Below are 13196 nucleotides of genomic sequence, written 5' to 3'. Positions count from 1 at the left end.
GCCGATCAGCCGACGGTGACCCCGATGAGGGTGCCGACCAGGTAGGTCGCCCCGGCGGCGAGTGCGCCGAACGCGAGCTGGCGCAGTGCTGCGCCCCACCACGTCCGCGAGGTGAAGCGCGAGGTCAGCGCGCCCGCGACCAGCAACCCGGCCCCGCCGACGGCCAGGCCCAGCGCGAGCGAGCCGAACCCGAGCAGGAACGTCACCAGCGGCACCAGCCCGCCGACGACGAACGCTGCGAACGACGACACCGCCGCCACCCACGGCGAGGGCTTGTCGTCGAGGCTGACGCCGAGCTCCTGGCTCAGGTGCACCCGCAGCGCCAGGTCGGGGTCGGCGTGCACCTCGCGCGCCACGGCGGCCGCGGTCGGCTCGGACAGCCCCAGGTCGCGGAACGCCTGCGTCAGCTCGTACTGCTCGGCCCGGGGGTGGCGGGCCAGCTCGTCGCGCTCGACGTCGGCCTCGGCCTGCACCGCGTCGTTCTGGGTACCGACGGAGGCGAACTCGCCGAGCGCCATCGAGAACGCCCCCGCGACGACACCGGCCAGCCCGGTCAGCACGATCATCTCGCGGTCCGCGCCCCCGCCGCCGACCCCGGCGATCAGCGCGATCGTGGTGACCAGGCCGTCCATCGCGCCGAACGTCGCCGCCCGCAGCCACCCGCCGGACACGTCCCGGTGCCGGTGGTCGTGCCGGTGCGCGGCCAGCTCGGCGGACAGCTCCGCATCCAGGTCCCGGTCCCTCATACCGGCTCACGATAGGCCGTTGACCTGCACCGACCCAGCCCGCGCAGGCATCGCTCGGGTCAGGTGAGCATCGCCTGCCCGGGCCGGCCGGCGCGCGGTCCGTGCGCGGCCCGGCACCGGCGCGAGGGCACGCCCCGTGACGACGCGCACCGGCACCGGGAGCGGCACGAGGCCGGCCACCGGACGGAGCGGGCCGTGGCCCCGATGGACCGGTCGTCCGATCCGGACGCGCTGTCGGCGCAGGAGGCCGCCCGCGAGCACGTCCGGCCCCGGCGCGGCGCCCGACCGTGTGAACCGGTGCCGCGGCCGGTCTGGATAGGCTCTGCGGTCGTGACGCCCGCCCGACTGCCGGACCTCGTGGGTACCGCCGTGCGGTGCGCGCTGGCCGCCGTCTGGCTGGTCTCGGGCGGGATGAAGCTCGCCGACCCGCTGCAGGCCGCGGTCGCGGTCGACGCCTACCGGGTCCTGCCCGCCGCGCTCGTCCCGGTGGTGGCCGCGGTGCTGCCGCTGCTGGAGCTCGCGCTGGGGGGCCTGCTGCTGCTCGGCATCGGGACCCGGCTGGCGGCCGTGGTGAGCGCCGTGGTGCTGCTCGGCTTCGTGGCCGGACTGGTGCAGGCGTGGGCGCGCGGGCTGTCGATCGACTGCGGCTGCTTCGGCGGGGGCGGCCCGGTGCCGCCCGGCGAGGAGCAGTACCCGCTGACCCTGCTGCGCGACCTGGGCTTCCTGGCGCTCGCGCTGTGGCTGGTGGTGCGCCCGCGCACCCTGCTGGCGCTGGACCGGGTCTGGGACCCGCCGGCCGGTGGACACGATGCCCGGTCCGGGCCGGGGGACGCCCGGCCCGCGCCGGTGGACGCGGACAGGACCGCGGGAAGGACGTGGTGATGGGACGGAGCGAACGGGAGCGCCGTCAGGCCGCGCAGGCGCGGTTGCAGGCGGCCGGGATCAGCCCGGCGAAGAAGTCCGGCGGTGCGGCGCGCGGGCTGATGATCGGCGCGGTGGTGCTGGTCGTCGCCGTGGGTGCGGGGCTCTACGTGGCGTGGCAGAACTATGCCGCGCCGGTGGAACCCACCTACCCGGTCGCGCGCGACGGCGTCGTCGTCACCGCGGGGAACCCGGCCGCGCCGGTCACCGTCGACGTCTACGAGGACTACCTCTGCCCGTCGTGCAAGCAGTTCGAGCAGATCTACGGCGACGAGATCACCGCCGCGCTCAACGACGGCAAGGCCAAGGTCCAGTACCACCACATCGCGATCCTGGACGACCGCTCGGCTCCGCCCGGGTACTCCAGCCGGGCCGGGAACGCGGCCCTGTGCGCGGCCGATGCCGGGATCTTCCCGGCCTACCACGAGCGGCTCTACGCCGATCAGCCCGCCGAGGGGGCCGCGGGGAAGACCGTCGAGGAGCTGGCCGCGCTGGGGACCGAGCTCGGCGCGACCGGTGACTTCGCCGGCTGCGTGACCCGCCAGGCCGAGACGCAGGCGATGACCGACGCGACCGATGCGGCCGCCGCCGACCCGGCCGTCGCGCCCGGTGGCCGGTTCGGCACCCCGACCGTGCTGGTCGGCGGGACGAAGATCGACATCAACGACTCGGGCTGGCTGTCGAACGCGATCAACGGGTGAGCCGGACGGTGACCCGGGGCAGGAACCACTGGATCAGCGGGCCGACGCCCAGCGCGTAGGCCACCGTCATCACCCCGAACGTGCCGCCGAGCAGCCAGCCGGTGAGCACCACCGTCACCTCGATCGCGGTCCGTACCAGCCGCACCGACCGGCCGGTGCGGGCCGCGAGCCCGGTCATCAGGCCGTCCCGCGGGCCCGGCCCGAGGCCGACGCCGATGTAGGCGGCCGTCGCCGCCGCGTTGAGCACGATGCCGGCGGCGGCGAGCCCGATCCGGGCGGCCAGGAGATCGGGGTCGGGCACGATCACCAGCGCGAGGTCGATCGACAGCCCGATGACGACGACGTTCGCGACCGTCCCGATCCCCGGCCGTTCCCGCAGCGGGACCCACAGCAGCAGCACGACGACGCCGACCAGGATCGTCAGCGTGCCGATCGAGAGCCCGGTGCGCAGCGCGAGGCCCTGGTGCAGCACGTCCCACGGCATCGAGCCGAGCCCGGCCCGCATGATCATCGCCATCGAGAACGCGTAGGCCAGCAGGGCCAGTACGAGCTGGCTCAGCCGCCGTCCGCGGCGCGGCATCCGGGCGAGCGACCAGCGGGAACCGTCGCGGGAGAGCGTCACGGAATGGCATGCTGCCCGACGCAACGGCCCGGCGTCATCGGGCCAATCCGGTACGAGTGGCCTGATGATCGGGGTGGCGGTGGACGGCATCGGGGCGGTCCGGCTCGCCGAGCTGTGCGGTGACGTGCGGGGCGGGCGCGGCCCGGCGTACCGCACCCTGACCGACGCGGTCCGGGTGCTGGTGGGCGACGGACGGCTCCCGTCGGGCACCCGGCTGCCCGCCGAGCGGGCGCTCGCGGCGCAGCTGCGGGTCAGCCGGGTCACGGTCACCCGCGCCTACCGCGACCTGCGCGAGGACGGCTGGGCCGATGCCCGGCAGGGCTCGGGCACCTGGGTACGGCTCCCGGACGGCCGCTCCCGGGTGGACGGGGTCTGGGCACCCGGCCCGGCCCGAGGCGGTGTGCTCGACCTGGCGCACGCCGCGCCCGCGGCGCCGGACGGGCTGTCCCGGCTCGTCGGCCGGGCCACCGAGCGGCTCGAGGCCGAGCTCGCCGGGCACGGCTACGCCCCGGGCGGGCTGCCCGCGCTGCGCGAGCGGATCGCGGACCGCTTCAGCGCCCGCGGCGTGCCGACCGACCCGGACCGGATCGTCGTCACCGGCGGGGCGCTGCACGCCGTGCACCTCGCGGTGGCCGAGCTGACCGGGGCGGGGGACCGGGTGCTCGTCGAGCACCCCACCTACCCGGCGGCGCTGGACCTGCTGGCCGACGCCGGTGCCCGCCCGGTCCCGGTGGCCGTCGAGCGGGACGCGGCCGAGGTCGCGCTGCCGCGCGCGGCCCGGCAGACCGCCGCGCGGGCCGCGTACCTGATGGCCGACTTCCAGAACCCGACCGGACGGTTCCTCGACGACGATGCCCGCGCCCGGCTGCTGCCGCGGCTGGCCCGCCAGGGCGCCGTGGCGATCGTCGACGAGACGTTCGCCGAGCTGGACCTGGACGGCGCGGCCGGACCGGTGCTGCCGTGCGCGGCGCACGCACCGGCCGAGGACGGCGTCGTCACCGTCGGCGGCCTCAGCAAGATCGCTTGGGGTGGGTTGCGGGTCGGCTGGATCCGGACCGGTCGCGAGCCGGCCGCCCGGGTGCGACGACGGCTGGCCCGCTCCCAGATCGCGCCGCCGGTGCTGGAGCAGCTGGTCGCGGTCGAGGTGCTGGACGCGCTCGAGGAGATCCGGGCGGAGCGGGTCGGACGCCTGCGGGCCCGGCGGGACCACCTGGTCGCCCGGCTCGCCGACGAGCTGCCGGGCTGGCGGTGCACCGTCCCCGGCGGCGGGCTGGCGCTGTGGTGCGACCTCGGTGCCCCGGTCTCCACCGCCCTCGCGGCGGTGGCCCCGCGGCACGGCCTCACCCTGGCCCCGGGCCCGCGGTTCGGGGCGGGACACGCGTTCGACGACCGGCTGCGCGTCCCGTTCACCCATCCCGAGCCGGTGCTCACCGAGGCGGTGCGGCGGCTGCGTCGCGCCGCCGACGACGTGGCCGGGCCCGCCGCGGCGGCGGACCCGGCCCGCGCCGAGATCCTCGTGTGACCCCGGTCCCTCCGAGAACTAGATGATCAGGTCGAGCAGCAGCACCAGCACCAGCCCGATCACCGAGATCAGCGTCTCCATGATCGACCAGGTCTTGATGTTCTGCCCGACGCTGAGCCCGAAGTACTCCTTGACCAGCCAGAACCCGGCGTCGTTGACGTGCGAGAAGAACAGCGAGCCGGTGCCGACCGCGAGGACCAGCAGCGAGGTCTGGGCCGGGTCCAGAGTGGGCAGCAGCGGCACCAGGATCCCGGCCGCGGTCACCGTGGCCACGGTCGCCGACCCGGTGGCGAGCCGGATCGCCACGGCGACCAGCCAGCCCAGCAGCAGTGCGGAGATGCCGGCGCCGGTGGCCCAGCTCGCGATCATCGCGCCGATGCCGGTGTCGACCAGCGTCTGCTTGAACCCGCCGCCGGCGGCGACGATGAGCACGATCCCGGCGATCGGGGGCAGCGAGCCCTCGATGGACTTCATGATCGACCTGCGGCTCATCCCGGAGCCGGAGCCGAGGGTGAACACCGCGACCAGCACCGACAGCAGCAGCGCGACGAGCGGGGTGCCGACGAAGTCGAGCACGGCGTAGGCCGCGGAACCCTCGTCGAACGCGATGTCGGCGATCGCCTTGCCCATCATCAGCACGACCGGCAGCAGCACGGTCAGCAGCGCCGTCGCGAACCCGCGCCGGCGGGTGGGCCCGTCCGTGGTGCCGGCGTCCCCGCCGGTGCTCTCCCGGTCGGTGCTCTCCGTGTCGGGGCTCGCCCCGCCCGCGGTCCCCGTGTCGTCGTCCGCCCCGGCCGTGGCGTCGGCGCCGGAGCTCGCGCTCGCGACCCGCGTCTCGAACAGTGCCGGCGGGCTGACGTCCACCCAGCGCGCGGCGATCTTCCCGAACAACGGTCCGGACAGGACGATCACCGGGATCGCGAGCAGCACGCCGAGCATCAGCGTGATGCCCAGGTCGGCGCCGAGGATGCCGATCGCGGCCAGCGGCCCGGGGTGCGGCGGGACCAGGCCGTGCATCGCGGACAGCCCGGCCAGCGCCGGGATGCCGACCGCGATCAGTGACAGCTGGGCCCGGCGGGCGACCAGGAAGATCACCGGCATCAGGATGACGAGGCCGATCTCGAAGAACATCGGCAGGCCGATCAGGGCGCCGACGGCGGCCATCGCCCACGGCAGCGACCGGGGCCCGGAGCGGGCGATGATCGTGTCGACGAGCCGGTCGGCGCCGCCGGAGTCGGCGAGCAGCTTGCCGAACATCGCCCCGAGCGCGATCAGGGTGCCGACGTCGGCGGCGGTGTCGCCGAAGCCGGTGGAGAACGCGTCGACGGCGTCGCCCATCGCCATCCCGGCGACGCCGGCGACCAGCAGCGAACCGATGGTCAGTGCCAGGAACGGGTGCAGTGAGAACTGCGTGATCAGCAGGACCAGCACCAGGATGCCGAGCAGCGCGGCGGTGAGCAGCCGCCCGGGGCCCGCGACGGGCTCGGCCTGCTCGGCGGCCAGGAGGACGGTGGTGCCCAGTGTCGTCGGGGTCATCGCGGGCAGGCCCCCGTCCCGGTCACGACGGCGACACCGGCCGCCACCAGCTCCTCGACCGGGCGGTCGACGTCCAGGGTCGCCCCGGCCTCGTCGTCCTCGAGGGGTTCGAGGGTGTCGATCTGCGAGTCGAGCAGGGTGGGTGGCATGTAGTGCCCGCGACGACCGGTCAGGCGCCCGGCGAGCACGTCACGGTCGCCGGTGAGGTGCAGGAAGACGGTGCCGGGCGCGGGGTCCCGCAGCCGGTCGCGGTACACGCGGCGCAGCGCCGAGCACGCGACGACCAGCCCGGTGGGGGCGTGTCCGGCCAGCTCCGCACCGACGGTGTCCAGCCAAGGGGCCCGGTCGGCATCGGTGAGCGGGGTCCCGCCGCGCATCTTGGCGACGTTGGCCGGCGGGTGCAGATCGTCGGCGTCGATGTAGGGGACGCCGAGGCGCTCGGCGAGGGCCGCGCCGACGGTCGACTTGCCGGAACCGGACACCCCCATCACGACGACCAGGGGCGGGGCGGGGGGTGAGCTCTGCTGCTGCGTCACTGCACGGCTCCTCGTGGCTGGCGGTCCGGCCGACGGGCCCGGAGTACCCGGTCGCGGTGCGTGCCAGTGTGCGAAATAGATATGACTTATTCAAGAGTAAACCGATACAGATATGTTCAATAGCGTCCACGGCCGGAACGGGTGCGAGGATTGACCCGTGGACGCGGCGGACGGTGGCGGGACGGGGCTGCACGCGGGCGTCCTGGACCGGCTCGGCGCGCTGGTCGCCGGCGGCGGGCTCGCGCCCGGGACGGTGCTGCGCGCCGACGAGCTGGTCGAGCGCTACGGGGTGTCCCGGACCGTGGTGCGCGAGGCGGTGCGGGTGCTGGAGTCGATGGGGCTGGTGCAGAGTCGCCGCCGGGTCGGGACGACGGTCGCGCCCCGCGAGCGTTGGAACGTGCACGATCCGCGGGTGATCCGCTGGCGGCTCGACGGTCCGGACCGCGACGACCAGCTGCGGTCGCTGTCCGAGCTGCGCCGAGGGGTGGAACCGGTGGCCGCGGTGCTGGCCGCGTCCCGGGCGACCCCCGAGCAGTGCGGGGAGCTGGTGGGTGCGGTGATGGACATGGCGGTGCACGGCCGCTCCGGGGACTTCGAGGCCTACCTCGAGGCCGACGTGCGGTTCCACCGGACGCTGCTCGCGGCGTCCGGCAACGAGATGCTCGCCGCGCTCGACGGCGTGGTCGCCGAGGTGCTCGCCGGGCGGACCCGGCACCACCTCATGCCGGCCCGCCCCGAACCCGCGGCGATCCGGTTGCACGGGGACGTCGCCGACGCCGTCCGCTCCGGGGACGCCGGCGCGGCCGAGGCCGCGATGCGGGCGATCCTGGCCGAGGCCACCGCGGCGATGGCCGACGTCGTCGGCGCCGATCCGGATCCCCGAACCTGATGATCGGGAGCGGGCCGCTGTAGCGCGCGGCCGTCCACGATCGATCTCCGACACGGGGCCCGTGGAGGCGCCGCGGCCGTGGCGGAGTTGCCGGGTCGCACGACTGCGACGAACGAGTGAGAAGATCTCGCAATGTCCGTGCTGCGCGTGACCGGGGAGCTGCAGCGTCTCGGTATGTCCGGTTACGAGGCGAAGGCCTACGTCGCGCTGGTGGCGTCGGGGGAGCCGGTGAACGGCTACGAGGTGGCCAAGCGCTCCGGTGTCCCGCGCAGCACGGTGTACGAGACCCTCGGCAAGCTGGTGGGACGCGGCGCCGCCTACGAGGTGCGCACCGGCGACGGAATGGGCTACGTCCCGCTGCCGCCGGCGTCGCTGCTCGAGCGGATGCGCCGCGACTTCGACCGCACCCTGGAGGTGCTGGAGAACGAGATGCCGCAGCTGGCGTCACCGACCCAGGTGCGGCTGGTGCACTCGCTGGCCGAGCGGCGGACGCTGCTCGACCGGGCCGAGGACGTCGTCGCTGCGGCCCGGCACGAGCTGTTCGTCTCCGGCTGGCCGGAGGACCTCGACGAGCTCAAGCCGACCGTCCGCCGCGCCGAGGAGCTCGGCTGCGCGGTCTCCACCGTCGTCTTCGGACGAGACCAGGACCAGGTCGGCTGGACGACCGAGCACCGCTACTCCAGCCCCGAGATCGTCGAGGCGAACCTGGGACGACGGCTGCTGGTCGTCGTCGCCGACCGTGCCCAGGCGGTGATCGGCGGGCTGACCGGCGAGCAGACCTGGGGGCTCTACACCGACGACCCCGCCGCCGTGCTGCTGGCGGTCGACTACGTGCGCCACGACATCGCCATGCACCTGGTCGCCGAGCGGTTCGCCGAGCACGGTTTCGCCGAGTTCTGGGCCCGGGACCCGGGCATCGAGCGGCTGCGCGACATGCCGACCTCCGGCGAGGGGCCGGGGGAGCAGACCGGCTGACCCCGCCGCTCCCGCGGTGAGCTGCGGCTTCGGGTGAGTCGGACCCGAGGGGTACCCCCCGTCGGACGGCTGAACGGGGCCGTGTAGTGTTCTCCATGTCGCAAGGGGCTGTGGCGCAGCTGGTAGCGCACTTGACTGGCAGTCAAGGGGTCAGGGGTTCGAATCCCCTCAGCTCCACCCTTCTTCACCAGCCAGGACTCAGGTCCTGGCTTTTTTCTTGTCCGGAGCCGGGTCTCGGTGAGTGACCAACTGAGTGACCAACTGAGTGTCTATCGCTCCGGCCCCGGGACCATCCGCGCGTCAGACATCAAGCCAAGTCATCGTCGGCCGGAAAGATCTCGTCCATCGCGATGGCTCCGTGCTCCTGCACCGGCCGGGCTTGCGCAAGCCGGTTCCCTCGCGCCAGGTGTCCCTGTCGGCCTGGTTCCTCAACTGCGGGATGGTGCGCTCGCCGTGCCGGCCGAGGAGCATCCGGACCTCGTCACCGAGGCCCTCCGGTAGGACGTCGGAGACGGGCTCCTCGGTGGGCGTGCCGAGGGTGACGCGGGCGTCGCCCGGGCCGACGTAGAGCGGTTGCGCGAGTTCGTCCACGGTCATCGCCACTCGGACACGGTAGGTCGCCGCGGATCGGCCGCGAGTCTCGCGCGACGTCCGCAGGCGACCAGTCGAACCGTGCTCGTCAGCTGGCGCTGGTGGCGCAGCAGGCGTCGGCCTTCCCCGTGGGGGTGACCGGTTGCCCGCACTCGCAGCTCCCGGCCGCCTCGGGCGAGACGCCGACAGGGTGGATGGAGGTGGCGTCCGGGGCGTCGGCCTTGACGGTGTAGACCTCCCACGGTTCCGCGCCGGGTCCGTGGACCCAGACCTTGTCCTGCAGGGCGTAGCAGCAGGTGGTGTCGCCCTCGACCTGGGTGAACAGTCCGAGCGCGGAGAGGCGTTCGGTGGCTTGGCTGACCTCGTCGGTGGTCTCGACCTCGACACCGAGGTGGTCCATGACGGTGGGCTCGCCCTCCTGGCCCTCGATCAGGACGAGCTTGAGCGGTGGCTCGGTAACGGCGAAGTTCGCGTAGCCGGGACGGCGTTTGGCCGGTTCGACCCCGAACAGCGACCGGTAGAAGTCGATCGACCCTTCGAGGTCGGCGACGCGCAGTGCGAGCTGGACTCGGGACATGACCACTCCTTGATTCGATAACGGTCGATACAAAGGTTGCGCCTTGGTTCGACGGCTGTCAAGGTAGACGTATGTCAAAGCAGGATCGGGTGGTCGTGGACCTGGCCGCGGTGGTCGGGTGCTGCTCCCCGCTGGTGGCCGAACCCCTGACGGGCGAGCAGTCGGCCGAGCTGGCTCGGGTGTTCAAGGCGATGGGCGACCCGGTGCGCTTGCGGCTGCTGTCGCTGATCGCGTCCCACGCGGGTGGTGAGGCGTGTGTGTGCGACCTGACCGACGTGTTCGACTTGACCGGACCGACGATCTCGCACCACCTCAAGGTGCTCCGCGAGGCTGGGCTGATCAGCGGCGAGCGGCGCGGCACATGGATCTACTACCGCGTCCAACCCGACGTGCTCAGGCGCTTGTCGGCCGTCCTGGTCCCGGGCGAAGCCACTCAGAACGCGGCAGTCGCGCAGTGAGCGCTGCACCCGGGACGGGCACCGAGGCGCCGGTCGTTGCCCGGCTGTCCACGCTGGACCGACTGCTGCCGGTGTGGATCCTGGCCGCGATGGCACTCGGCCTGCTCGCCGGACGACTGATCCCCGGCCTCGGCGCCGCGCTCGACGCCGTGTCGGTGGCGGGGGTGTCGTTGCCGATCGCGCTCGGGCTGCTGGTGATGATGTACCCGGTGCTGGCCAAGGTCCGCTACGACCGCCTGGACACCGTCACCGGTGACCGCAGGCTGATGATCGCGTCGCTGGTGCTGAACTGGGTTGTCGGCCCGGCGCTGATGTTCGCGCTGGCGTGGCTGCTGTTGCCGGACCTGCCCGAGTACCGCACCGGTCTGATCATCGTCGGGCTGGCGCGCTGTATCGCGATGGTCATCATCTGGAACGACCTGGCCTGCGGGGACCGGGAGGCCGCCGCCGTGCTGGTGGCGCTGAACTCGGTGTTCCAGGTGATCGCCTTCGCCGCGCTCGGCTGGTTCTACCTCGATCTGCTGCCCGGTTGGCTGGGCTTGCCGACCACGGACCTGGACGTGTCGCCGTGGCAGATCGCCGGGTCGGTGCTGGTGTTCCTCGGTATCCCGCTGGTGGCCGGCTACCTGTCGCGGCGTCTGGGGGAGCGCACCCGCGGCCGAGACTGGTATGAGTCGCGGTTCCTGCCCCGGGTCGGGCCGCTCGCCCTGTACGGGCTGCTGTTCACCATCGTGATCCTGTTCGCCCTGCAGGGGCAGGCGATCACCTCGCAACCGCTCGACGTCGCCCGGATCGCCCTGCCGCTGCTGATCTACTTCGCGCTGATGTGGGCCGGGTCCTACGCCTTTGGCTGGGGGATCGGGCTCGGCTACGCCCGTACGACGACGCTGGCGTTCACCGCGGCGGGCAACAACTTCGAGCTGGCCATCGCCGTCGCCATCGCCACCTTCGGCGTCACCTCCGGACAGGCCCTGGCCGGAGTGGTCGGCCCGCTCATCGAGGTCCCCGTCCTGGTCGCCCTGGTCTACGTCTCCCTCGCCGCCCGACGTCGCTGGAAGGACCCCGCATGAGCAGCACGCCGGAAGTCCTGTTCGTGTGCGTGCACAACGCAGGCCGCTCCCAGATGGCCGCCGCGCTGCTCGACCACCACGCCCAGGGCGCCGTCGTTGTCCGCTCGGCCGGATCCGCGCCCGCCGACACCGTCAATCCCGCCGTCCGCGAGGTGATGGCCGAGATCGGGCTCGACCTCGACCAGGCGTTCCCGAAACCGCTGACCACCGACGCCGTCCAGGCCTCAGACGTGGTGATCACGATGGGGTGCGGGGACGCCTGCCCGATCTTCCCCGGCAAGCGCTACCTGGACTGGCAGCTCGACGACCCCGCCGGACGCCCCGCCACCGAGATCCGGCCCATCCGCGACGAGATCGACCGCCGCGTGCGCGAGCTGCTCGCCGAGCTCGTCCCCGCCACCGCCCAGCCGCAACACTGATCGGCAGAGCCCAGACCGGCGGACGGAGGACCGGGTGAGCAGACGGCGCGTGCTGCTCGGCGCGATGCTGCTCGACCTGGCCGTGAGCCCACTGTTCGCCTGGGACGTGTTCACCGCGTCGCTGCAGCGCGAGTTGGGCGCTGGACCGACCGTGCTGACCACGGTGTTCTCCGTCGGCCTGGCCGCGTTCATGACCGGCGTGCTCGTGGGTGGCCGGATCGCCGACTCGATCGCCCCGCGTCGGATGGCCGTGGTCGCGGCGGTCGGCACCGTCGCCGGGCTACTCGGAAGCGCAGCGGCGTCCTCGGTCGCAGTGATGGTCCTGTCGTTCGGCATCGTCCTCGGCGGCACGACAGGGCTCGGCTATGCGACGGCGGTGCGGGTGGCCGGGACGTTCACGACCGGTCGTGGGCTGGCGCTCGGCCTGGTCGTGAGCGCCTACGCGATCGGCACCGCGATCCTCGCCCCCATCGCGGCCGCCCTGCTCGACGCACTCGGTCGTAGCTGGACCTTCGCACTGCTCGCCGTCGCACTCGGTCTCCTCCTGGTCGTGGCAGCAGTCCTGCTCCCCGCCCAAGCGGCCACCGCGCCCACAGCCGAGGCCCGTCCGGACGACCGACAGGCACCGCGTGGCCCGATCATCGCCCTGTGGCTCGCCTTCGGGCTCGGGAGCGCACCGGCGCTCGCAGCGTTCGCACATGCCGGCCAACTCGCTGGGTCGACGGCCGCCGTCGCGGTGGCAGTGACCCTGCTCAACGTCGGCAACTTCGTCGGACGCCTGGCAGCCGGACCGGCTTCGGACCGAATCGGACGCCGCACGACGCTGCACGCGAACTCGGCACTGCTCGTCGTCGCCTGCATCCCGCTGGCGGTCGGAGTGAACGGTCTGCTCGCCCTGGTAGCGCTCTTCTTGCTCGGGACCCAGTATGGCGCGCTGTCGACACTCACCCCCGCAGCCGTGTCCGACATCGTCCCGAGGTAGCGTTTCGGCGCCCTGTACGGCCGGGTGTTCACCGGTTGGGGCATCGCCGGTCTTCTCGCGCCGATCGCAGCATCGGCCCTCGCCGCCGTCGCCGGGATCGGCATCGTCTACGTCGGATTCATCATCATCGCGGCCATCTCCTGGACGTGCGTTGCGCTCTACGCCCGATCGGCCGATGGAGCCGCGCGGCCCGCACTGAGTGACTAACTGAGTGACAACCGACCGGCCACCCGACGGACGGCCACGGACTACGCCGGACTGCTGACCAGCGGCGCAGTGTTCAGCGCCGCTCGTCGGACGCGGCTCGCCAGTGAGCCTTTGCCAACCTGCTGGATGAGCAGGTCAGCGGGCTGCGGCGTGTCGTGGCCTCGAATGGGTGAAGCTCCTGGTAGACGGGCGATTGACTAGATCAACACGTCCTACCAGGAGCTTCAAGGTGCTGTCCTACCCGTCTGGGATGACCGTGTCCAGCCGCGCGCTCAACCTGCTCGCCGATCTCCTGCGCGGACACCGCGCCGCCCGTGGAACCCGGTGGCGCAAGCTCGCCGCCGGCCGCCAGGCGCTGCTGGTGGTCGCGCACCTGCGCAAGAACGACACCTACGCCGAGTTGGCCTGCGGGTTCGGGGTCGGCACCTCCACGGTCTACCGCTA

At 73.1% G+C, this 13196-nt stretch carries 17 protein-coding genes and 1 tRNA gene; 12 read left to right on the top strand and 6 right to left on the bottom strand.

Going from position 1 to position 13196, the window contains the following annotated elements; genetic code table 11:
* Positions 1–5: 5 nt before the first annotated feature.
* On the bottom strand, positions 6–746 hold the full coding sequence (locus tag BM093_RS06640; RefSeq protein WP_177238307.1) for a VIT1/CCC1 transporter family protein: 741 nt from the start codon (positions 744–746) through the stop codon (positions 6–8).
* A gap of 330 nt (positions 747–1076) precedes the next feature.
* Between BM093_RS06640 and BM093_RS06635 the strand changes: the two genes are divergently transcribed.
* A complete protein-coding gene (locus BM093_RS06635) occupies positions 1077–1628 on the top strand; it encodes a MauE/DoxX family redox-associated membrane protein (protein ID WP_245773346.1) in 552 nt (183 codons plus the stop codon).
* The gene (locus tag BM093_RS06630; RefSeq protein WP_093338798.1) at positions 1628–2368 is read left to right on the top strand and encodes a DsbA family protein; all 741 of its coding nucleotides are present in this window, start codon (positions 1628–1630) and stop codon (positions 2366–2368) included. The genes BM093_RS06635 and BM093_RS06630 overlap by 1 nt, the downstream gene beginning before the upstream one ends.
* Here BM093_RS06630 and yczE read toward each other — a convergent pair.
* The gene (yczE, locus tag BM093_RS06625; protein ID WP_218162696.1) at positions 2358–2948 is read right to left on the bottom strand and encodes a membrane protein YczE; all 591 of its coding nucleotides are present in this window, start codon (positions 2946–2948) and stop codon (positions 2358–2360) included. The genes BM093_RS06630 and yczE overlap by 11 nt on opposite strands.
* A gap of 106 nt (positions 2949–3054) precedes the next feature.
* Between yczE and yczR the strand changes: the two genes are divergently transcribed.
* Entirely contained in the window at positions 3055–4512 is a 1458-nt protein-coding gene (yczR, locus tag BM093_RS06620) for a MocR-like transcription factor YczR (RefSeq protein ID WP_093338793.1), read from the top strand.
* 18 nt (positions 4513–4530) lie between these two features.
* On the opposite strand, the gene BM093_RS06615 is transcribed toward yczR, so the two are convergent.
* Together BM093_RS06615 and BM093_RS06610 are read right to left on the bottom strand one after the other, a co-directional pair.
* A complete protein-coding gene (locus BM093_RS06615) occupies positions 4531–6048 on the bottom strand; it encodes a GntT/GntP/DsdX family permease (RefSeq protein WP_093338790.1) in 1518 nt (505 codons plus the stop codon).
* Positions 6045–6584, bottom strand: a complete 540-nt coding sequence (locus BM093_RS06610; RefSeq protein WP_425439109.1) for a gluconokinase — start codon at positions 6582–6584, stop codon at positions 6045–6047. Before BM093_RS06610 ends, BM093_RS06615 begins: the two co-directional genes overlap by 4 nt.
* Before the next feature lie 157 nt (positions 6585–6741).
* Here BM093_RS06610 and BM093_RS06605 point away from each other — a divergent pair, with 157 nt between their 5' ends.
* The 3 genes from BM093_RS06605 to BM093_RS06595 all read left to right on the top strand — a co-directional run bounded on the left by BM093_RS06605 (position 6742) and on the right by BM093_RS06595 (position 8625).
* A complete protein-coding gene (locus BM093_RS06605; RefSeq protein WP_177238306.1) occupies positions 6742–7473 on the top strand; it encodes a FadR/GntR family transcriptional regulator in 732 nt (243 codons plus the stop codon).
* 132 nt (positions 7474–7605) lie between these two features.
* The gene (locus tag BM093_RS06600) at positions 7606–8448 is read left to right on the top strand and encodes a TrmB family transcriptional regulator (RefSeq protein ID WP_093338787.1); all 843 of its coding nucleotides are present in this window, start codon (positions 7606–7608) and stop codon (positions 8446–8448) included.
* Between the two features lie 104 nt (positions 8449–8552).
* Positions 8553–8625 (top strand) — tRNA-Ala (locus BM093_RS06595).
* 123 nt (positions 8626–8748) lie between these two features.
* On the opposite strand, the gene BM093_RS06590 is transcribed toward BM093_RS06595, so the two are convergent.
* A complete protein-coding gene (locus BM093_RS06590; RefSeq protein WP_093338785.1) occupies positions 8749–9051 on the bottom strand; it encodes a hypothetical protein in 303 nt (100 codons plus the stop codon).
* Positions 9052–9127: 76 nt separating this feature from the next.
* Positions 9128–9616: an ArsI/CadI family heavy metal resistance metalloenzyme gene (locus tag BM093_RS06585; protein ID WP_093338782.1), complete on the bottom strand. Its 489-nt coding sequence runs from the start codon at positions 9614–9616 to the stop codon at positions 9128–9130.
* A 71-nt stretch (positions 9617–9687) separates the two neighbouring features.
* Between BM093_RS06585 and BM093_RS06580 the strand changes: the two genes are divergently transcribed.
* The 6 genes from BM093_RS06580 to BM093_RS06555 all read left to right on the top strand — a co-directional run.
* A complete protein-coding gene (locus tag BM093_RS06580) occupies positions 9688–10074 on the top strand; it encodes an ArsR/SmtB family transcription factor (protein ID WP_093338780.1) in 387 nt (128 codons plus the stop codon).
* On the top strand, positions 10071–11144 hold the full coding sequence (gene arsB, locus BM093_RS06575) for an ACR3 family arsenite efflux transporter (RefSeq protein ID WP_093338777.1): 1074 nt from the start codon (positions 10071–10073) through the stop codon (positions 11142–11144). Before BM093_RS06580 ends, arsB begins: the two co-directional genes overlap by 4 nt.
* A complete protein-coding gene (locus BM093_RS06570) occupies positions 11141–11563 on the top strand; it encodes an arsenate reductase ArsC (protein ID WP_093338774.1) in 423 nt (140 codons plus the stop codon). Before arsB ends, BM093_RS06570 begins: the two co-directional genes overlap by 4 nt.
* Before the next feature lie 34 nt (positions 11564–11597).
* Complete coding sequence (locus tag BM093_RS06565) at positions 11598–12545, top strand: MFS transporter (RefSeq protein WP_143105284.1); 948 nt, start codon at positions 11598–11600, stop codon at positions 12543–12545.
* 24 nt (positions 12546–12569) lie between these two features.
* Complete coding sequence (locus BM093_RS06560) at positions 12570–12752, top strand: hypothetical protein (protein ID WP_093338768.1); 183 nt, start codon at positions 12570–12572, stop codon at positions 12750–12752.
* A 229-nt stretch (positions 12753–12981) separates the two neighbouring features.
* Positions 12982–13196 (top strand): helix-turn-helix domain-containing protein (locus tag BM093_RS06555; protein ID WP_143105283.1); only part of this gene is annotated, 215 nt, incomplete at its 3' end.

The sequence above is a fragment of the Pseudonocardia ammonioxydans genome (assembly GCF_900115005.1).
Taxonomy (GTDB): Bacteria; Actinomycetota; Actinomycetes; order Mycobacteriales; family Pseudonocardiaceae; genus Pseudonocardia; species Pseudonocardia ammonioxydans.
The sequence above is the reverse complement of the archived record's forward strand: the minus strand, read 5'-3'. Positions and strand labels throughout refer to the sequence as shown.

Coding starts and splice junctions, on each gene's coding strand:
- BM093_RS06630 (WP_093338798.1), top strand. CDS start 1,628: ATGGGACGGAGCGAACGGGAGCGCCGTCAGGCCGCGCAGGCGCGGTTG.
- yczR (WP_093338793.1), top strand. CDS start 3,055: ATGATCGGGGTGGCGGTGGACGGCATCGGGGCGGTCCGGCTCGCCGAG.
- BM093_RS06615 (WP_093338790.1), bottom strand. CDS start 6,048: ATGACCCCGACGACACTGGGCACCACCGTCCTCCTGGCCGCCGAGCAG.
- yczE (WP_218162696.1), bottom strand. CDS start 2,948: ATGCCGCGCCGCGGACGGCGGCTGAGCCAGCTCGTACTGGCCCTGCTG.
- BM093_RS06570 (WP_093338774.1), top strand. CDS start 11,141: ATGAGCAGCACGCCGGAAGTCCTGTTCGTGTGCGTGCACAACGCAGGC.
- BM093_RS06580 (WP_093338780.1), top strand. CDS start 9,688: ATGTCAAAGCAGGATCGGGTGGTCGTGGACCTGGCCGCGGTGGTCGGG.
- BM093_RS06600 (WP_093338787.1), top strand. CDS start 7,606: ATGTCCGTGCTGCGCGTGACCGGGGAGCTGCAGCGTCTCGGTATGTCC.
- BM093_RS06585 (WP_093338782.1), bottom strand. CDS start 9,616: ATGTCCCGAGTCCAGCTCGCACTGCGCGTCGCCGACCTCGAAGGGTCG.
- BM093_RS06640 (WP_177238307.1), bottom strand. CDS start 746: ATGAGGGACCGGGACCTGGATGCGGAGCTGTCCGCCGAGCTGGCCGCG.